This is a genomic window from Allobosea sp. P4_H5 (assembly GCF_056400825.1).
Genome location: NZ_JBFUKM010000006.1, coordinates 329,243 through 347,896, shown reverse-complemented (window position 1 = coordinate 347,896; position 18,654 = coordinate 329,243). Strand labels below are relative to the sequence as shown.

Sequence of the window (18,654 nt, the reverse complement as noted above, 5' to 3'; positions counted from 1 at the left end):
CCTTTAGCGTCACAGCCTGCGCGAGCGGGCATGGCGCGGCAGCGCCGGCTGCGGGGCGCTGGCCGGCTTCAGCTCGCTGCGGAAATCGTCGCGGCGCTGGTGCACCGAGGCGATGACGAGGCCCATCGGTACGCCGAGGCCGACCAGCGCCGCTTCCGACAATTGCAGGCTGGCCTCGATCGTCTCCGGCACGGCGTCGTTGACGCCGAGCTCGTAGAGATGCCGCGCATGCTTGGCGTCGCGGGCGCGGGCGACGATGATGAGGTCTTGCCGCACGCCGCGTGCTGCCGACACGATCTCATCGACCGCGCGGGGATTGTCGATGGTGACGATCAGCGCGGTCGCCTCCTCGAGGCCGCAGAGCCGCAGGAAATCCGGCTTGGTGGCGTTGCCGTAGAAGGCCGGCCGGCCGGCCCGGCGCTGCGCCGCGATCAGCGAGGGATCGGCGTCGATGGTGATGTAGGGCACCTTGTGCTGTTCGAGCATCTCGCTGACGAGCCGACCGACACGACCCAGGCCGACGACGATGGCGCGCGGCGCGTGATCGCCCGGCGGCAGGATGCTCGCTTCCGCCGGAAGGTTCGCTGCCGGGGCCAGGCGCGCCGAGAGCTTCCGCGCCATGCGGGCGGCGAGCGGCAGGAAGATCATGGTCAGCGAGACGCCGGCGAGTACGAGCGAGGCCGCGTTCTGGTCGACCAGCTTGGCCGCGACGGAGGCGGTCAGCAGCACGAAGGCGAACTCGCCGCCGGGCCCGACCATGATCGCAGTTTCGAGCGCGGTCGGTACCGACAGTTTGAAATAGCGGGCGAACAGGAAGGTGATCGCGACCTTGGCGAGGAAGAGCCCGGCGGCGATGCTCAGGATCGCGGCAGGCTGGGCCGCCAGGGCTGCAGGATTCACGCTCATGCCGACGGTAAGGAAGAAGACGCCGATCAGCAGCGACTTGAATGGCTCGATCGTCACCTCGATGGCGCGGCGATACTCGGTCTCCGCCAGCAGTAGCCCGGCGATGAAAGCCCCGAGCCCCATGGAGAGGCCGGCCCCGGCCGCGATCAGTCCTGTGCCGAGCGCAACCAGCAGGGTCGCCGCCATGAAGCTCTCGGACGAATCGGTCGAGGCGACCAGGCGAAAGAGCGGGCGCATGGCGAGGCGGCCGATGACGATGATGGCAGCGACCGCGGCGGCCGCCTGCAGCAGCGCCTGGGTCAGGCCGGCGATCAGCGAGCCGCCATTCTGCGCACCGAGCACGCTGACCAGGAACAGCAGGGGAATCACCGCAAGGTCCTGGCAGAGCAGGATGGCGAAGCTGGCGCGTCCGGCCGAGGACGTCATGCGGCGATGGGCCGAGAGCAGCTCGACCACCATCGCGGTCGAGGACAAGGCGAGCGCCGTGCCGATCAGCAGGGCCGCAGCCGCCGGTTGCCCGAAGGCATAGGCGATGGCGCTGATCGCAGTGGCCGAGAACGCGACCTGGCCGAGGCCGAGTCCGAAGACCAGCCGGCGCATCGTCATCAAGCGCTCATAGGAGAGCTCGAGTCCGATGACGAAGAGCAGGAAGGCGACGCCGAGCTCGGCAGGACCGGCAAGCGCCTCCGCATTCGAGACGGTGATGGCGCCAAGGAAGGGAATCTTGGCGGCGAGCCCGCCGAGGCCATAGGGGCCGAGCACGGCACCACAGGCCATGAAGGCGACGACCGAATTGACGCGAAAACGCTTGGCGAAGGGCACGATCACGCCGGCCGTGGCGAGCACGACCACGGCGTCACGATAGGCGGAAGGATCGATCGTCCCGGCCACGTCACCCTCGAAGAATCAAGCGAAGCTGCTGATCTCAAAGCTTTGCTTGGTAAAGCCTTGCAACACAAACCAAATCACGCGCCGGGCTGACGAAAACTTGCCCCGCCGCCGGCTGACCTCTAAGCACGTTGCCATCCGCGGCGGCAGCATGGCCACGGAGCAGCCATATGAAGGGCCTCGCATGCGCTTTACCGGCACCGCTTCTTACGTCGCTACCGAGGACCTGACCGTCGCGGTCAATGCCGCGATCCGGCTGGAGCGGCCGCTGCTGGTCAAGGGCGAGCCCGGCACCGGCAAGACCGTGCTGGCCGAGGAGATCGCGGTTGCGCTCGGCGCGCCGCTGCTGACCTGGCACGTCAAGTCGACCACCAAGGCGCAGCAGGGCCTCTATGAATACGACGCGGTCAGCCGCCTGCGCGACAGCCAGCTCGGCGACGCCCGCGTCTCCGACATCGCCAACTACATCAAGCGCGGCAAGCTCTGGGAGGCCTTCGTCTCGCCGGCCCGCCCGGTGCTGCTGATCGACGAGATCGACAAGGCCGACATCGAGTTCCCGAACGACCTCCTGCTCGAGCTCGACCGCATGGAATTCCATGTCTACGAGACCGGCGAGACGATCAGGGCGGCGCAGCGGCCGGTGATGATCATCACCTCGAACAACGAGAAGGAGTTGCCGGACGCCTTCCTGCGCCGCTGCTTCTTCCATTACATCCGCTTCCCCGACGCCGAAACGATGCAGAGAATCGTCGAGGTCCATTTCCCCGGCATCAAGAAGCGATTGATGGAAGAGGCGCTGCGCCTGTTCTTCGAGGTGCGCGAGGTGCCCGGCATCAAGAAGAAGCCCTCGACCTCCGAACTGCTCGACTGGCTGAAGCTCCTCGTCGCCGACGATATCGGCCCCGAGGTGTTGCGCGAGCGTGATCCGCGCAAGCTGATCCCGCCGCTGCACGGCGCGCTGCTCAAGAACGAGCAGGACGTCTCGCTGTTCGAGAAGCTCGCCTTCATGGCGCGGCGGGAGAGCCGCTGAGCTTCGTTTCCGACACTGTGTCACAGGGCGGGATCGCGGTGGCCAAGTCGACCTTGGGGTCGACTTCGCGGACAGCTTCCTTCAGATCGAAGTCGCGCATCAGCAGGACATAGTCCTGCGTTTCCGACGTCCTGAGATAGCCGCTCATCGCGATCGGCTTGCCTGAGAGCTCGCCGAGGCGGCAGGCCTTGTCGGCTCTCAGCGCCAGGCTGCCGCGATTGCCGCTGTTCTGCGGACCGGCGAACATCTCCTCGCGGAAGGCGCCAAGGCGCGCGGCGTCGGTCCGGCTCAGCCTGAACAGGGTGAAGCGGCGTCCCGGCGATGCCACCGCCGGCAGCTTGGCCAGTTCGGCAGCATCTCGCACTTCTTCCAGCACGACCTTGCGCTCATGACGGCCGCCATCCTTGGGCAAGGCGACAAGCGTCATGGTGACGCCGCCGGGCAGGGTGCGGATATCAGCCGGCAGACTGATGCCGGCGCGCAGCTGCGCGAGATCTGTGGTCTTCATGTCGATCTTCGAGAGCTTCGGCAGCGAGGTCAGCGGCACGTGGCCGCAGCCCGCAAGCAGGCCGAAAAGAAGGAAATTGGCAGGCAGGGAAGTGTGCATGGCGGCTCTCGATGAAATGGCTTTGACATTCAGAAATTCATCTATTAGTTTATTTTTGTCAATCGCGGGGTGAAATGAAATGGCAGCCATATCGAATTCCGCCCAAGGCCGATCCGCCATGGCGAGGCTGCGCCGCGTGAGCACGGTCGCTCGCGTCCTCTGCTTTGCGGCGGCGGCGCTGATGGCCGTCGGCGCGATCTGGCTCTGGCGCGATCCCGAGCAACTCGCCGCCTATGCTCGCAGTACGATCGGCGTCAGCGCCCCGGTCGGCTCGCTCTCGGAGCGCGGCTACTGGGCCGCCCTTACGATTGGCCTCGTACCTGCGGGCCTCTTCGTTGCCGCGATGTTGCGGCTCTCAAGCCTGTTCGGCCGCTTCGGCCGCGGCCGGGTGCTGGAAGAAGAGAATGCGCAGCGCCTCACGCGGGTCGGCTGGCTGCTGACGGCAATGGGCGTCGCGACGCCGCTGGCGCGCGCGCTGCAGAGCGTGGCGCTGACCTTCGACAATCCCTCAGGCCAGAAGCAACTGGCGATCACGCTCGATCCGGGGACGTTCGGCGTACTGGCGGCAGGGGCGGCGCTGGTCGCCTTCGGGCTGGTGCTGAAGGAGGCGGTCCGGCTCGCGGACGAGAATCAGAGTTTCGTGTAGGTGTCGGGCGATGCCGATCATCGTCGAACTCGATGTCATGCTGGCGCGCCGCAAGATGCGCTCGAAGGAACTGGCCCAGCGCATCGGGCTGACCGAGCAGCAGGTCTCGCAGCTGAAATCCGGCAAGGTCCGCGGCATGCGCTTCGACACGCTGACGCGGATATGTGCCGTGCTCGACTGCCAGCCGGGCGACCTGCTGCGCTATGAGCCGGGCGCCGATGATCTTGCGCCCGGTTCCGATGGCGATGATGCGTAATGCCTGTCAGCCGAGCCCGAGCAGCGGGCGCGCCTGCAGCGCCGCGACGAGCGCCGTCGCGGTGATGGCGGCATAGGCGGCCGAGACCGTCCCGAGCGCGACGAGCCCGGCCTTGCTCTGTCGCATCGCCAGCCAGAGAGCCACGCCGATCGCCGGGATGATCTGCAAAGCGTGCAGGCCGAGGAAATGCGCGATGCGCAGGTCTCCGATCGCGAGCGACCAGCCAAAGATCGGAAGCGTCCGGTGATCGACCGGGACGGCGCCGACATAGTGCCCGCTGGCGCTGGAGCCGAGCAGGGCGCCGCTCAGCAGGCCGAAGACGCAGGTGAGCGCAAGGCCGGTGACCAGTGCCCAGCGCACGACTTGCGGCATGGGGGCGGCGTCGCGACGGGCGAGCCCATAGGCGAGGAAGCCGGGCGCGATCGTGAACATCACTGCGCCAATGCCCATCAGTGTGTAGAGCCAGACACCGAGCGCGCTGTCGCTGTTGTAGTGCGAGGCTTCGACCCGCGAGGCGCGCCAGGCGATGTAGAGCACTTCAAGCACGATCGGTACGATCACCGGCCAGACCATGTAGCGCCCGAGCCAGGAGGCGCGGAAGCGGTCGCTCGCGAGCGGCAGGAACAGCGCCAGCGTCAGCAGGTAGAAGGCGACCGAGATCTCGAATTTCAGCGGCTTGATCCAGGTGTCGACGCCGTGGAACTGCCTGGTGTCGATCAGCCAGGCGAACACGGTCGGCACCGCCAGGGCGAGCATGGCGAAGGCCGCTGCGGTGAGACGCGGCTCCAGCTCGAGATCGGGCAACCAGGTGGGAAGGCGGGCCTGCAGGCGGGCGATGCGGTCTTCGCGGGCCAGGCGAAAGCAGGCTTCCAGCAGCAGATAGGTCAGGAAGCCGACCGGGCCGAACAGGAAGGTCAGCAGCAGCACGGGCAACATCAGCCAGTGCGGCATCGCTTCCGCTTGCGAGCGCCGCAGGATCCAGTTGCCGAGGAAAAGATCGAAGGCGAGGTAATGGACCCAGCCGGCGAGCAACAGCGGCTTCGAGGCAAACAGCGCCGCAACCGAATCGAGCGAGGAGAAGCCGCCCTTGGCGGCGTGCCAATGGACGGCGATGAGCACGGCATAGCCAAGCGAAAGCAGGGCCGGGATGATCCAGCCGGCCAGCGCGGCCGAGATGCCGCGCCAGCGCGGCAGCAGGATCAAGGCGGCCCAGCCGATCATCGCGAGCTGGCCGGCCCGGGCGAAGGCGTCGTCCAAGCTGAGAGGCATCATGCGCTCCAATCTTGACGCTGTTTAGTTGCGGCTCTGTCCTATTGCGTTATCTTGACGCCGTCAAGTTTGATGACGGCGGCGTGCGGGCAGGGCGTGCGATGGATACCAAGGTCGGCAAGCGAGGCGGCTATCATCACGGCGACCTGCGCCAGGCGATGATCGACGCGGCCGAGGCGGTGCTGGCGGAGAAGGGCGTTGGTGGCTTCACCCTGCGCGAATGTGCCCGCCGCGCCGGCGTGTCGCCGGCGGCGCCGGCGCATCATTTCGGCAATCTCGTCGGCCTCCTGACCGCGATCGCGACGCTCGGCTTCGACGATCTGTCCGAGAGCATGGAGGCCGCCGTCGCCAAAGCCAAGGCGGCTGGCGGGGACCGGCTGGCGGCGATCTGCGAGGCCTATCTCACCGTCGCATTGACCAGGCCCGGCCGCTTCCGCGTCGTCTTCGGGCGGCTCGGCCTGAAGAGCGGGGACGACGATCTGCGTCGCGCCGGGGTCAGAGCCTTCGGCATCCTGGTCCGGGAGACCAAGCTGGCGCTGGGACGAGAGGTCGATGGCGATGTGCTGGCGCGGCTGCCGTCGAGCTATGGCGACGATGCCGATCTCGCCGAGATCCTGTTCGTCTGGTCGATCACCCATGGCTTCTCGACCATGCTAATCGACGGCCAGCTTGCGCCGCTGGAAATGCAGCCGGGCGGGCGCGAGCGGCTGATCGCGCTGTATTCGGGGCGTCTCATGGAGATGCTGCTCGCCGCGGTGCGGGCTTCCCCGCCCAAGCCACTCGCAAATCCCGCCAGCCATGGTTAGATGGCGGCCATGCGCCGCCTCATGCTTCTGCGCCATGCCAAATCGGCCTGGCCCGCCAACACCGCCGATCGCGACCGGCCGCTCGCCACGCGTGGACGCGAAGCCGCTCCGGTCATGGGGCGTTATCTCGCCGAGGAACTGCTGCTGCCGGATCTCGTCCTGATCTCGCCGGCCAAGCGCACGGCCGAGACCTGGGAGCTGGTCAAGCCGATGCTGCCGGAGAAGCCGCCGACGCATTACGAGCCGCGCATCTACGAGGCCAAGCCCGAGCGCCTGCTCAACGTGGTGCAGGAGACGGACCCTGGCGTTCGCACGCTCCTGATGATCGGCCATAATCCCGGCTTCGAGGAACTCGCCGCCAAGCTCGCCGGCCATGGCGACCGCTATGCGGCGGCACGGATGGCGCAGAAATACCCGACCTGCGGGCTCGCCGTGATCGATTTTTCCATCGAGGACTGGCGCGATCTCGTCGCGCAAGGCGGCCGGCTCGACCGCTTCGTCACGCCGGGCTCACTCGGCGAAGGCCCCGACGAATGATGCGGATCGCCTGATGGCGTCCGGCTCCTATTTCGACGAGGCGCGCAATGCCGCGCTCGCTTTCGGCGACAGCCTGCTCGGGCTGGCGCGGCCGCGTTTGCGCATCGGCGTCACCGGCCTGTCGCGCTCAGGGAAAACGGTCTTCACGACTGCGCTGATCCAGAACCTGGTCGAGGGCGCCAAGCTGCCGGTGCTGAAAGCCTCGGCGGAAGGGCGGATCGCGCGTGTCCGGCTGGTGCCGCAGCCTGACCCCGAGATACCGCGCTTTCCCTATGAGGCGCATCGTGCCGCACTCTCGGGAGCGGATCGGCGCTGGCCGGAGTCGACGCGCCGCATCTCGGAGCTTCGGATCGAGATCGATTACGAGCGCGCCGAGGGCTGGTTCAAGGGACCGGCGACGCTGACCCTCGATATCGTCGACTACCCCGGCGAATGGCTGCTCGATCTCGCTCTGATCGGGCAGGACTATGCCAACTGGTCGGCGCAGGCGGTGGCGGATGCGCGCAAGGCGCACCGGCTCGCCATCGCAGCGCCTTGGCTCGACGACCTCAAGCAGCGCGACCCGGCCGGGCCGGCGGACGAGCTCGCGGCGGAAGCGGCGAGCGACGTGTTCAAGGCTTATCTCGCCGCCCTGCGCGCCGATCCGGAGTCGGTGGCGGTGACCCCGCCCGGGCGTTTCCTGATGCCGGGCGATCTCGAGGGCTCGCCGGCCCTGACCTTCGCGCCGCTCGACCTGCCGCCGGGCGTGCAGCCGCAGCCCGGCACCCTCGCCGGGCTGATGGCCGAGCGTTTCGAGGCCTATAAGCGCATCGTGGTCGGCCCCTTCTTCCGCGAGCATTTCGCAAGGCTCGACCGGCAGATCGTGCTGGTCGACGCCCTGGCGGCGCTCGATGCCGGTCCGGCTGCGCTCGCCGATCTCGAAACCGCGCTCGGCCAGGCCCTCTCGGCCTTCGCCGTCGGCCGCAACAGCCTGTTGTCGAGCCTGTTCGCGCCGCGGATCGAGAAGGTGCTGTTCGCCGCGACCAAGGCCGATCATCTGCACCATACCAGCCACGACCGGCTCGCCGGGGTCATGTCGCATCTGGTCGCCCGGGCCGCTGCGCAGGCGCAAGGGGCGGGGGCCAAGGTCGAGGCGATGGCCTTCGCTGCGATCCGCGCCACCCGCGAGGTCCGCATCCGCGAGGGCCGCGAGGAACTGCCCGCGATTGCCGGCGTGCCCGAAGCCGGCGAAATGGTCGATGGCGAGGTCTTCGATGGTCAGACGGAAGCGGCGATCTTCCCAGGCGACCTGCCGGAGCGGCCTGGCGCGATCTTCGATTCCAGCGCGCCGCGCTGGCATGTCAGGGCGCCGCGCTTTCGGCCGCCTCTGGTCAAGCCGGATGCCGGTGGGCGCCTCGCACCGCCGCCGCAGATCCGCCTCGACCGCGCGCTCGAATTCCTGATCGGCGACAGGCTGGCGTGAAGGAGTATGGGCATTCTTGCGACAGCTAGGCGAGGCGCCGACGCACTCCCTCCCCCCTTGTGGGGGAGGGTTGGGGAGGGGGGTATGCCACCCTCTGGCTCTTGCCGTTTTGTCGAGCCGGAAAAGCAGGATGATCAGCCTCAGCGCTGTCTACCCCCCTCTCTAACTCTCCCCCACAAGGGGGGAGAGGACCTGTGGCGGCTCCTGCGCTTCGCCACATTCGGGAGTGCGATCTGCGATCTGGTGGGGGGATTGTCGTGAGCAAGGCGCCGCGCGCGATCCGCCTCGACCCGCAGGACGGATCATCCGACGATGCCGTTTTCGCCAACCGCGGCGATGTCGCCGTCGTGCCCGAGGTCGAGCCGATCGAGGCCGAGGTCGCTCCGACTCCGCAGCCGACGCGTCGCCGCTTCAGCTGGGGCAGCCTGTTCGTCGCGGCGCTGTCGGGCCTGCTGGCGCTCTCCATTACGGTCTGGGCCGAGCAGACGATCCGCTGGCTGCTCGCCCTCAATCCGGCTGTCGGCATTGCAGCGTTGATCTGCGCCGGCGTTGCGGCTCTGGCGCTGCTGGTCATGCTGCTGCGGGTGCTGCGCGACATCCTGCGCGAGCGGCGGGTCGAGGCACTGCGCGAGCGCGCCGTGGCGGCACTGGCCGAGAGCGATCTCGCCAAGGCGCGCAGCGTCGCCGGTGATCTCGACAAGCTCTATGCCCTCCGGCCCGAGACGGCGAAGGGCAGGGCGGAGCTGACCCTGCATACGCCGCAGCTGCTCGCTGCCCGCGACCTGCTCACCGTTGCCGAGCGCAGCCTGCTCGCGCCGCTCGATGCGCTCGCGCAGGCGCAGGTTGCGCAGGCAGCGCGGCGCGTCTCGCTGGTCACGGCGGTCAGCCCGCGGGCGCTGGTCGACGTCGTCTTCGTGCTCGTCGCCTGTGCCCGGCTGCTGCGGACGATCGCCACGATCTATGCCGGCCGGCCCGGGACGCTCGGGCTGTTCAGATTGGCGCGGCAGGTGCTCGGCCATCTCGTCGTCACCGGCGGCATGGCGGCGGGCGATGCGGTGATCCAGCAGGTGCTCGGCCAGGGGCTGGCGGCGCGGCTTTCGGCCAAGCTTGGCGAGGGCGTGCTCAACGGGTTGCTGACCGCCCGGATCGGGCTCGCGGCCATCGCAGTCTGCCGGCCGCTGCCCTTCGTCGAGGAGACGCCGCCGGGACTGTCCGATGTCGCCGGCGATCTCTCCGGCTGGGGTGGCAAGGATAGTTGAGCCCGGCAGAATTTGCCGGTAGCGGACGAATCTGCCCGGTCGGAATCGTCTGGAAACGTTTCGAAAACCATCCAAGCTCTTGAAATATCTCAGCCAAGGCCGTGGCACAGGCCGTGCAAACTCAGCCTCGGTTCGACATGCCGCCCATGGGGGGCGCTGTCCAGGTCAGGTGACCAGGTGAGGTTGCGATGGGTGTTTTCAGTGCGCTGACGACGGCGGTGACGGGCATGCAGGCCCAATCCTATGCCCTCGAGAATATCTCCGGCAACATTGCGAACTCGCGCACCGCCGGCTTCAAGCGGGTCGATACCAGCTTCTCCGACCTGGTGCCGGATTCGGCGCTGAACCGGCAGGTCGCCGGCTCGGTCGCCTCCTATAGCCGCGCCACCAACACGATCCAGGGCGACCTCAACGCGACGCGGATCGACACCAACGCCGCGATCAATGGCGACGGCTTCTTCGTCGTCGATCAGCGCAAGAGCGGCGTCGGCGCTTCGACCCAGTTCGCCAACAGCAATCTCTACACCCGCCGCGGCGATTTCGACTTCGACGCCGACGGCTACCTCGTCAACGGCGCCGGCTACTACCTCAAGGGCCAGAAGATCGACCCCGTCACCGGCCAGATCATCGGCAGCCAGCCCGATGTGCTGCGCATCACCAAGGACCAGTTCCCGGCCAAGGCGACGACCCAGATCGAATACAGCGCCAACATCCCGGCCTATCCGAAGACCAACAACGCCAATACCGCGACTGCCGGTTCCGAGCTGCTCAATGCCGGCACGGGCTTCGGTACGAATCCCGGAACGACCGCCTCGGGCGGTACCGGCACCGTGGTCGGCAGCGACCTGACCACCTTCCTCAACCGCTCGATCCCCGGTGGCTCGGTCACGGTCTACGATACGCTCGGCAAGGCAACCAGCGTCGAGCTGCGCTGGGCCAAGGTCAGCAACGCCGCTGGTGCCACCCCCGACACCTGGAACCTGTTCATCGCCGAAAACACCGGCGCGACCGGTGCGACGGTTGCCTACCGCAACGTCAACACTGACATCACCTTCGACAACACCGGCAAGATGACGTCGCCGGCCAGCGGCAACATCACAATCCCGCCCATGACGATCGGCGGAAACGCCATCTCGCCCGCCACCGCGCCAATCAGCATCGTCACCAACGGCACCAGCCTGACCCAGAACGGTGACACCAGCGGCCAGATCGACGCCCGCAGCATCCGCCAGAACGGTTACACCGCCGGCACGCTCGACCGGGTCTCGATCTCGAACGAGGGCCAGGTGATTGGCACGTTCAGCAATGGCCAGGTCGTGCCGCTGGCGCAGATCGCGGTCGCCCGCTTCAACGCAGGCAATGCGCTGAAACGGCTCGATGGCGGCGCCTTCGAGGAGACGATCGAGTCGGGCGCTCCGATCGTCGGCCTCGGCACCGCGGCGCTGATCGGCGGCAATGTCGAGCAGTCCAACACCGATATCGCCGACGAGTTCTCGAAGATGATCGTCACCCAGCAGGCCTATTCGGCCAACACCAAGGTGATCTCGACGGCGCAGGAGATGCTGCGCGACGTCTTCAACATCATCCGCTGAGCGCTGAGAGCAGCCTGGCCTGACGGTCCAGAAGGGCCGGGCCAAAGAACAAGAGCCAAAGACGACAGGAGTTGACGATGGGTCTCAACACCGCACTCGGCACTTCGATTTCCGGGCTGAACAGCGCCCAGATCGGCATCGGCGTCGTCTCGCAGAACGTCGCCAATGCCGGCACGCCCGGCTATGTCCGGCGAAATGTCTCGAGCGTCGATTCGATCTCCGGCGGCACCGTCGGGGTCAGCAATCCCAACGTCCAGCGGCTGCTCGACCGCATCGTCCAGCACCAGCTCCTGCAGGAGAGCTCGGGCGCGTCCTATACCTCGACCCGCGCCCAGGTCTTCGCCAATCTCGACCAGCTCTATGGTGCTCCTGGCAGCAAGACGGCGCTGGACTCGATGTACAGCACCTTCACCAATTCGCTGCAGGCGCTGCAGAACGACCCGTCCTCCTACACCAACCGCACCGCCGTGCTCGATGCGGCGAGCCAGCTCGCCAACCGGCTGCGCGGGCTGTCGGATGGCGTCCAGCAGCAGCGCTCACAGGCCGAGGCGGGCATCGGCTCGGGGGTGACACGCGTCAACGAGTTGCTCGACCAGCTGACCAACGTCAATGCGCGGATCGTCAACGCCCAGCAGACCTCCGGCACGGCGGATCTGCGCGACCAGCGCGACCGCATCGTTTCCGAGCTCTCGCAATATGTCGAGATCCGCACCGATGAGCGGCCGAACGGCTCGCTCAGCATCACGACCGCCTCGGGCACGCAGCTCTTCGACGGCCGTCCGACGGTCAAGTTCGAGTTCGATGCGCGCGCCAATATCGGCCCGCAATCGCAATGGAGCAGCGACCCGACCAAGCGGACTGTCGGCACGATCGTCGCCCGAGACCTGAACGGAAACAGCTTCGACGCGATCGCCAATAACACTTTCCGTTCCGGCGAGATCGGCGCGCTGGTCGAACTGCGCGACAAGACGCTGGTTCAGGCACAGGCGCAGCTCGACGAGATCGCCGCCCAGCTCTCCAGCGCGCTCTCGGATCGCGAGATCGCCGGCACGGCAGTCACAGCCGGCGGCTTCAACGGCTTCGACGTCGACCTCAGCGGGCTGGCTGCCGGCAATTCGGTGACGCTGGACTACAAGATCCCGCCCAGCGGGCAGACGCAGCGCTTCACCTTCGTGCGCGTCGACTCGGCGACGTCGCTGCCCTTGCCCGCCTCTGCCCAGGGTGACGCCAACAACCGCGTCATCGGCATCGACTTCTCCGGCGGCCCGGCCTCGGTCGCGACGCAGATCCAGGCGGCCGTCGGCGCCGGCTTCACCGTGTCCAACACCGGTTCGACGCTGCGCGTGGTCGGCAGCGCGACGCGCGACGTCGCCGGACTGACCGCGCGCCCCACCCAGACCTCGCTGACCGGCGGCACGGCCGAGATGCCGTTCTTCGTCGATGCCGGACGCAACAATGCCGCCTATACCGGTTCCTATGAGGGTGGGGCGCAGGCGGTCGGCTTCGCCTCGCGCATCGCCGTCAATCCGGACCTGGTCGCCGACCGCTCGCGGCTCGTCATCTACAACACCAGCCCGGCGACGCCGCAGGGCGACGTGACCCGGCCGAAATTCCTCTACGACCGGCTGACCTCGAGCCAGCGCAGCTTTACCAACGCGACCGGCTTCGACGGCTCGACCGCGACCTCGACCGGCACGGTTTCCAGCCTGGTCCAGCGCGTCGTCGCCGGCCAGGGCCAGGCGAGCGAGCAGGCCAAGCGCCTCGACGAGGGTCAGCAGGTCGCCTTCTCCTCGGTGCAAAGCCGTTTCCTCGAGGACACCAAGGTCAATGTCGATCAGGAAATGTCGACGCTGATCGAGTTGCAGAGTGCCTACGCCGCCAACGCACGCGTCATCTCCACCGTCAAGGAGTTGCTCGACGTGCTGATGAGACTGTGAGGAGATAGTCGATGACCATCACCCCGACCGGTACCGGCGCCTACCGCCTCGCCAATCCCAACCAGTTCGTCTCGATGCGCGGCCAGCTCGAGGATCTGCAGCGACAGCTCGCGACGCAGAAGAAGTCGCAGACCTTTGCCGGCCTCGGCATGGATCGTGGCACCAGCCTCGACCTCAACAACAAGCTCTCGACGCTCGACGGCTATCTGACCGGCATCCAGCGCGCCGACGTCAACCTCAAGCTGATGACCAAGGCCGTCGAGAACTTCACCAAGCTCGCCGGCGAGACACGGGCCGATGCCCGGCCGGACAGCTATGTCGAGACCTCGACCGGGCGCACCTCGCCGCAGGTGCTGGCCGAGGAAAAGTTCAAGCAGACGCTCGATCTGCTGAATTCGCAGGTGAATGGCCGCTACTTGTTCTCGGGCCGCACCTCCGATGTCGAGCCGGTGGTGGACTATTCGCTGATCATGGATGGCGATGCCACTCATGCCGGCCTGAAGCAGCTGATCTCCGAGCGTAAGCAGGCCGATATCGGCGCCAGCGGCATGGGCCGGCTCGTCACCGGCGGCGCCGGCACCAACGCGACGATCGCCGAGGAGGCGGCCGGGCTGCCCTATGGCTTCAAGCTGACCGGCGCCTCCAGCAGCACGGCGGCGATGACCACGGCCTATAATGCCGGGCCGCCAGCCGACATCGCCGTCAACGTCGCCGCACAGCCGCAGCCGGGCGATACGTTGAAGTTCGCGCTGACGCTCCCGGACGGTTCGACCGAGGAGATCACCCTGACGGCGCGTGCGTCGGGCACGACGGGCGACCCGGCCGAAGGCTTCGTCATCGGGACGGATGCCAATGCGACCGCCGCGAATCTGCGGACTGCGATCGGCGCGGCGCTGTCGCGCGAGGCGAAGACCTCACTGTCGGCGGCGTCGGCCCAGGTCGCAGCCAAGGATTTCTTCGCGGGCAGCAAGAGCAATCCGCCTCTCCGGGTGCCCGGACCGCCCTTCGACACCGCAACCGCAGCGCCGGCGCCGGGCACGGCCGCCAATACGGTGATCTGGTACCAGGGCGATGATGCCGCCGGCTCCGCCAGGGCGACGTCGAACGTCCAGGTCGACCAGGGCCAGCAAGTGGCTGCAGGCGCCCGCGCCAACGAAGAAGCCTTCCGCACCGGACTGGCGCAGTTCGCGATCATGGCGGCCGAGACCTTCCCGGCGAGCGATCCGAATTCGAAGCTGGCCTACGGTGCGATGACCGAGCGCGTGCGCAGCACGATCGGCTTCCCGACCGGGACGCAGGCGCCGTCTGAGATCATCGTCGAGCTCGGCTCCGCCCAGACCGCGATGGCGCAGGCCAAGGAGCGGCACACCGCGACCAAGGACTATCTGAGCACGACGCTCTCGGGCGTCGAGGACATCACCAAGGAGGAGGTGGCGATGCAGATCCTGGCGCTGCAGACCACTCTGCAGGCGAGCTATCAGACCACCTCCATGCTGCAGCAACTGCGCCTGACGAATTATCTCTGAGGCCGTTGCCCAGGGCCCCGAAACAGGAAACGGCCCGGATCGCTCCGGGCCGTTTTCGTTCGTGTTCCGAATTGTCGCCGGGGGCGTTCAGCGGCCGCGCAGGCCGGCGGCAATGTCGCGATTGATGTTGACGAGGATGCCGATCGCGGCCGGCTCCGGCGCCGCGGCGATCTGAAACGTCCGGTTGAAGATGAAATTCGCGAGGCCGAGGATGTTGCGCTTGATCTCGACCGGCAGCGGATTGTCCTCGGCGATCACCGCCGAGACCAGAAGGGTCCAGAGCTTGCGGTTATAGGCCAGGGCTGCGTCGAGATCGCCGGAACGGACGGCCCAGTCATCGATGATCATCTGGAGACGGGCGCCTGCCTTGAGCAGCAGGCCGGCTTCGAGTTCACGCGGTGACTGGACGTTCTGTGCCGTCTTCGACGCCGCGGCGTAGGCATTAAACCCGCTTTGCATGCTCGAGCAGTTCCGCCTCGTAAGAGATCAGCTTCTTGGCAGCCTTGAGAGCTTTGTAGAGCTCACCGCTTAAGATGCAGTTATTGATTTCGGACATATGCGGCAAAGCGCTCGGCGCCGCCTGCATGAAATCGCGCACGAGCTGGAAGTAGACCTCATGCTCCGCCGTCGGATCGCCGGCGAGATACATCAGCTGGATCGCGAGGTAGATCTTCTTGGCCGGCGTGTCGGCGCTGGCCGCAGTGAGGATGTCCTTCTCGCGCAGGATCGGCGCCTCGCCCTCGATGAAGAAGCGCGTACGCTGCTCGTCGTTGCGGATGACGACCGAGCCGATGATGATGCGCTCGTTCGGCTTGAGCTCGACCTTGAGGGCCATGTCTGTCCCGCCTTCTGGCTAGGCATCGGACCGAAACGTGGAGTCCACTTTTCGGAAGAATCCGATGCGGCAACAATATGTAGATCGTCGTGACCGCGTCCGTTCGGACGCGCGATGATCTACGAGGGGAGGGGCCTCAGCCGAACAGGCGCAGCACGCCCTGGTCGGCCTGGTTGGCGAGCGAGAGGGCGGTCTGCGAGAGCTGCTGGCGTGTGTTGAGCGCGAGCAGGCTGGCGCCCTCCTCGTTCGGATCGGCCAGGACGAGGTTGCCCGCGCCGGTGATCAGGACGTTGGAGAGTTCCTTGGTGAAGTCCTGGCGGGCCTGGGCGACCGAGAGGTTCGAGCCGAGCGTCGAGGCCAGCGACTTCAGCGAGCTCAGCGAGCTCGTCAGCGCGGCGGTCGCCTTCTCAAGATCCATGTCGTTCTGGAAGTTGATGAAGCCGGCGAGCTGCGTGTTGATTGCGCGCGGGATGCCGAGATTGTCAGAGGTGATGTTCGAACCCTGGATGTCGAGCTTGGTCTGGTTGCGGCCGGTCTTCTCGTTGAAGACGATCGAGAGGCGGTCGCCCGAGAGCAAGTTGATGCCGTTATAGCTCGAATCCTTGGCGAGATCGTCGATCTTGTCGCGCAGGTCGTTGAACTGGTCGATCAGATTCGAGCGCACTGCCGAGGTGATGTTCGACGAGGTGATGGTCGAGGTGCCCACATCAGCGTCGCCGGCGGCGAAGTTGATCGCGGCGTTGCTGTTGGTGCCGGCGACCTGCGCCGCGGTGATGGCGGCCGGGCCGGCGTTGCCGACGCCGAAGCCGAATTCGACGGTCTGGGAGCCCTTGCCCTTGACGTTGAGTTGGCCCTTCTCGTCGACGAATGCCGTGACGAGGCCCGACTTGTTGATCTCGTTGACGATGTCGCGAACCGTAGTCGTCGCCGTCAGCGCGAAGCTCGCCTCGTAGGTGTCCGAGCCGACGGTGATCGAGAAGGCCGCATTGGTGTTTGTGGTCGTGTTGATGCCGAGATGACCGGGCGAGGTGGCGGTCGCCGCAGCGGGAGCCGCCGCTCCGGGCGCCCCGATCAGCTTGTCGAGCGCCACATCCTTCAGGCTTTTGCTGGTCACCGCGGTTTCGGCGGCGTTCGCCAGGGCGCCGCCGGCCTTGGTCGGGCGGTTCTGGGCCGCGTCGGCCTGAGCCTGTTTCACCGTCGATTGCAGCGACTGCACCAGCTTGGTGATGCCGTCGATGCCCTTGGAGGCGGCCTGAATGGTTTGGATGCCATTCGAGATGCCGTCGAGCAGGCCGGTGAGCTGACTGGATCGATCGTTCAGCGAAACGGAGGTGAAGTAATTGACCGGGTTGTCGATCGCGGAGTTGACCTTGCGGCCGGTCGCCAGGCGGTTCTGGATCACGCCCTGCTGAGCCGTGGTCTGCTGAAGGGTCAGCAGGTTGTTGCGGACGCCGTTCGACAGGATGGTGTTGGCCATTTCAGGTCCCTCAGACAGCGCACTTCGGCGCTCAGCCAGCTTGCTCGGGACCGACAATCCTTTGTTAAGGCTAATATTCGGTTAATGACGCCAGAGGGCGCAAACGAAAAGCGGCGGAGCCATTGGCTCCGCCGCTCTTTTGCTTCGTCCCGCGTTCTGCGGGGTGATCCGCTCCTGCGGACCGAAGATCAGCCGAGGAGACGCAGGACGCCCTGGTCAGCCTGGTTGGCGAGGGAGAGCGCCTGCTGCGAGAGCTGCTGACGGGTCTGCAGCGCGAGCAGGGAGGCGGCTTCCTGGTTGAGGTCGGCGTTGACGAGGCTGTCGGCGCCGGTGGTCAGGACGTTCGCCATGTCCTTGGTGAAGTCCTGCCGGGTCTGGACGACCGAGAGGTTGGCGCCGAAGGTCGAGGAGAGCGACTTCAGCGAGGTCAGCGCGCCGGTTAGCGACTTGGTCGCGGCTTCCAGATCGGAGTCGTTCTGGAAATTGACGGAGCCGGCGAGCTGGGTGTTGCCAGCCTTGACGAGGCCAAGGTTGTCGGAGGTCAGCTGGGTGCCCTGGACGTCGAGCTTGGTCTGGTTCTTGCCGGTCTTCTCGTTGAAGACGACCGACAGACGGTCACCGCCGAGCAGGTTGATGCCGTTGAAGCCGGCATCCTTGGCGAGATCGTCGATCTTGTTGCGCAGGTCGTTGTACTGGTCGATCAGGTTCGAGCGGACTGCCGAGGTGACGGTCGGGCCCTTGATCGCGGTCGCTGCGACGGCGTCGCCGGGAACGAAGCCGATAGCCGCGTTGGCATTACCGGCCTGAGCGTCGACGATGGCGCTGCCCGCGCCGATGGGAGCACCGGTCGTGCCGACGCCCATACCGAATTCGAGGTCCTCGGAGCCGGTACCCTTGACGTTGAGCTGGCCCTTCTCGTCGACGAAGGCGGTGGCGATGCCCGACTTGTTGATCTCGTTGACGAGGTCGCGCACCGTGGCGTTCGCCGAGGAGAACGACGCCTCATAAGTGGTGGAGCCCGCCGTCAGCGAAATGCCGATGAAGGTGTTTGTATCGATGATGCCGAGGTCGCCCGAGCTTGTTGCGGTCGCAGCGTCGGCAACCGCGTCCGCACCGACCAGCTTCTTGTCGAGAGCGATGTCCTTCAGGCTCTTGCTGGTGGCGGCGACTTCGGTCTGGGTGGCGCGCGCCGTGCCGGCCTTGGTCGGGCGGTTCTGAGCCGCGTCGGCTTGGGCCTGCTTCACCGTCGACTGCAGCGAGCTGACCAGCTTGGTGATGCCGTCGATGCCCTTGGAGGCAGCCTGGATGGTCTGGATGCCGTTCGAGATGCCGTCGAGCAGGCCGGTGAGCTGGCTCGAACGATCATTCAGCGAGGCGGCGGTGAAGAAGTTGACCGGGCTGTCGATCGCGCTGTTGACCTTCTTGCCAGTGGCGAGACGGTTCTGGATCTGCGCGGACTGTGCGGCGGTCGACTGCAGCGTCGAGAGATTGTTGCGGACGCCGGCAGAGAGCGAAACGGCCATGATTTGATACCTTCCTGGTATGGTGCCTTCTGGCATCGCGACCATTCTGGCCGCGACCGAGAGACCATGCGTCCGATCTCGTAACGAGCGGTAAATCC

17 protein-coding genes are annotated in these 18,654 nt (G+C 66.6%); 10 read left to right on the top strand and 7 right to left on the bottom strand.

Annotation, left to right across the window (positions count from 1 at the left end; genetic code table 11):
- Positions 1-9 precede the first annotated feature (9 nt).
- The gene (locus AC1DS0_RS15265; RefSeq protein ID WP_476815142.1) at positions 10-1,797 is read right to left on the bottom strand and encodes a cation:proton antiporter domain-containing protein; all 1,788 of its coding nucleotides are present in this window, start codon (positions 1,795-1,797) and stop codon (positions 10-12) included.
- 181 nt (positions 1,798-1,978) lie between these two features.
- On the opposite strand from AC1DS0_RS15265, the gene AC1DS0_RS15260 reads away from it, so the two are divergent.
- Entirely contained in the window at positions 1,979-2,824 is an 846-nt protein-coding gene (locus tag AC1DS0_RS15260) for an AAA family ATPase (RefSeq protein ID WP_476815141.1), read from the top strand.
- Here AC1DS0_RS15260 and AC1DS0_RS15255 read toward each other — a convergent pair.
- On the bottom strand, positions 2,799-3,575 hold the full coding sequence (locus AC1DS0_RS15255) for a hypothetical protein (RefSeq protein ID WP_476815140.1): 777 nt from the start codon (positions 3,573-3,575) through the stop codon (positions 2,799-2,801). The two genes, AC1DS0_RS15260 and AC1DS0_RS15255, sit on opposite strands and share 26 nt — an antisense overlap.
- Between AC1DS0_RS15255 and AC1DS0_RS15250 the strand changes: the two genes are divergently transcribed.
- Complete coding sequence (locus tag AC1DS0_RS15250; RefSeq protein ID WP_476815139.1) at positions 3,568-4,077, top strand: DUF2975 domain-containing protein; 510 nt, start codon at positions 3,568-3,570, stop codon at positions 4,075-4,077. The two genes, AC1DS0_RS15255 and AC1DS0_RS15250, sit on opposite strands and share 8 nt — an antisense overlap.
- A gap of 10 nt (positions 4,078-4,087) precedes the next feature.
- A complete protein-coding gene (locus AC1DS0_RS15245; RefSeq protein ID WP_291673166.1) occupies positions 4,088-4,333 on the top strand; it encodes a helix-turn-helix domain-containing protein in 246 nt (81 codons plus the stop codon).
- 6 nt (positions 4,334-4,339) lie between these two features.
- Here AC1DS0_RS15245 and AC1DS0_RS15240 read toward each other — a convergent pair whose 3' ends face one another.
- Positions 4,340-5,602, bottom strand: coding sequence for an ABA4-like family protein (locus AC1DS0_RS15240; RefSeq protein ID WP_476815138.1), 1,263 nt, complete (start codon positions 5,600-5,602; stop codon positions 4,340-4,342).
- 101 nt (positions 5,603-5,703) lie between these two features.
- On the opposite strand from AC1DS0_RS15240, the gene AC1DS0_RS15235 reads away from it, so the two are divergent.
- The 7 genes from AC1DS0_RS15235 to AC1DS0_RS15205 all read left to right on the top strand — a co-directional run bounded on the left by AC1DS0_RS15235 (position 5,704) and on the right by AC1DS0_RS15205 (position 14,721).
- Positions 5,704-6,408: a TetR/AcrR family transcriptional regulator gene (locus AC1DS0_RS15235; RefSeq protein ID WP_476815137.1), complete on the top strand. Its 705-nt coding sequence runs from the start codon at positions 5,704-5,706 to the stop codon at positions 6,406-6,408.
- A gap of 9 nt (positions 6,409-6,417) precedes the next feature.
- A complete protein-coding gene (locus tag AC1DS0_RS15230; protein ID WP_476815136.1) occupies positions 6,418-6,945 on the top strand; it encodes a SixA phosphatase family protein in 528 nt (175 codons plus the stop codon).
- Positions 6,946-6,958: 13 nt separating this feature from the next.
- Entirely contained in the window at positions 6,959-8,407 is a 1,449-nt protein-coding gene (locus tag AC1DS0_RS15225; protein ID WP_476815135.1) for a YcjX family GTP-binding protein, read from the top strand.
- A 257-nt stretch (positions 8,408-8,664) separates the two neighbouring features.
- Positions 8,665-9,666 carry a YcjF family protein gene (locus AC1DS0_RS15220; RefSeq protein ID WP_476815134.1) on the top strand — a complete coding sequence of 334 codons (1,002 nt, stop codon included), beginning with the start codon at positions 8,665-8,667 and terminating at the stop codon, positions 9,664-9,666.
- 188 nt (positions 9,667-9,854) lie between these two features.
- Complete coding sequence (locus AC1DS0_RS15215; protein ID WP_476815133.1) at positions 9,855-11,258, top strand: flagellar hook protein FlgE; 1,404 nt, start codon at positions 9,855-9,857, stop codon at positions 11,256-11,258.
- A gap of 77 nt (positions 11,259-11,335) precedes the next feature.
- Entirely contained in the window at positions 11,336-13,195 is a 1,860-nt protein-coding gene (gene flgK, locus AC1DS0_RS15210) for a flagellar hook-associated protein FlgK (RefSeq protein ID WP_476815132.1), read from the top strand.
- A gap of 11 nt (positions 13,196-13,206) precedes the next feature.
- Complete coding sequence (locus AC1DS0_RS15205) at positions 13,207-14,721, top strand: flagellar biosynthesis protein FlgL (protein WP_476815131.1); 1,515 nt, start codon at positions 13,207-13,209, stop codon at positions 14,719-14,721.
- 87 nt (positions 14,722-14,808) lie between these two features.
- Here the strand turns inward: AC1DS0_RS15205 and flaF are convergent, their stop codons facing one another.
- The 4 genes from flaF to AC1DS0_RS15185 all read right to left on the bottom strand — a co-directional run bounded on the left by flaF (position 14,809) and on the right by AC1DS0_RS15185 (position 18,556).
- On the bottom strand, positions 14,809-15,180 hold the full coding sequence (gene flaF / locus AC1DS0_RS15200; RefSeq protein WP_476815130.1) for a flagellar biosynthesis regulator FlaF: 372 nt from the start codon (positions 15,178-15,180) through the stop codon (positions 14,809-14,811).
- Positions 15,164-15,556, bottom strand: a complete 393-nt coding sequence (gene flbT / locus AC1DS0_RS15195; RefSeq protein ID WP_152012853.1) for a flagellar biosynthesis repressor FlbT — start codon at positions 15,554-15,556, stop codon at positions 15,164-15,166. The genes flaF and flbT overlap by 17 nt, the downstream gene beginning before the upstream one ends.
- 136 nt (positions 15,557-15,692) lie before the next feature.
- Positions 15,693-17,033, bottom strand: a complete 1,341-nt coding sequence (locus AC1DS0_RS15190) for a flagellin N-terminal helical domain-containing protein (RefSeq protein WP_476815129.1) — start codon at positions 17,031-17,033, stop codon at positions 15,693-15,695.
- Positions 17,034-17,221: 188 nt separating this feature from the next.
- The gene (locus AC1DS0_RS15185; RefSeq protein ID WP_476815128.1) at positions 17,222-18,556 is read right to left on the bottom strand and encodes a flagellin N-terminal helical domain-containing protein; all 1,335 of its coding nucleotides are present in this window, start codon (positions 18,554-18,556) and stop codon (positions 17,222-17,224) included.
- Positions 18,557-18,654 lie beyond the last annotated feature (98 nt).

Coding starts and splice junctions, on each gene's coding strand:
- AC1DS0_RS15260 (WP_476815141.1), top strand. CDS start 1,979: ATGCGCTTTACCGGCACCGCTTCTTACGTCGCTACCGAGGACCTGACC.
- AC1DS0_RS15245 (WP_291673166.1), top strand. CDS start 4,088: ATGCCGATCATCGTCGAACTCGATGTCATGCTGGCGCGCCGCAAGATG.
- AC1DS0_RS15240 (WP_476815138.1), bottom strand. CDS start 5,602: ATGCCTCTCAGCTTGGACGACGCCTTCGCCCGGGCCGGCCAGCTCGCG.
- AC1DS0_RS15235 (WP_476815137.1), top strand. CDS start 5,704: ATGGATACCAAGGTCGGCAAGCGAGGCGGCTATCATCACGGCGACCTG.
- AC1DS0_RS15230 (WP_476815136.1), top strand. CDS start 6,418: ATGCGCCGCCTCATGCTTCTGCGCCATGCCAAATCGGCCTGGCCCGCC.
- AC1DS0_RS15225 (WP_476815135.1), top strand. CDS start 6,959: ATGGCGTCCGGCTCCTATTTCGACGAGGCGCGCAATGCCGCGCTCGCT.
- AC1DS0_RS15215 (WP_476815133.1), top strand. CDS start 9,855: ATGGGTGTTTTCAGTGCGCTGACGACGGCGGTGACGGGCATGCAGGCC.
- flgK (WP_476815132.1), top strand. CDS start 11,336: ATGGGTCTCAACACCGCACTCGGCACTTCGATTTCCGGGCTGAACAGC.
- AC1DS0_RS15205 (WP_476815131.1), top strand. CDS start 13,207: ATGACCATCACCCCGACCGGTACCGGCGCCTACCGCCTCGCCAATCCC.
- flaF (WP_476815130.1), bottom strand. CDS start 15,180: ATGCAAAGCGGGTTTAATGCCTACGCCGCGGCGTCGAAGACGGCACAG.
- flbT (WP_152012853.1), bottom strand. CDS start 15,556: ATGGCCCTCAAGGTCGAGCTCAAGCCGAACGAGCGCATCATCATCGGC.
- AC1DS0_RS15190 (WP_476815129.1), bottom strand. CDS start 17,033: ATGGCCAACACCATCCTGTCGAACGGCGTCCGCAACAACCTGCTGACC.
- AC1DS0_RS15185 (WP_476815128.1), bottom strand. CDS start 18,556: ATGGCCGTTTCGCTCTCTGCCGGCGTCCGCAACAATCTCTCGACGCTG.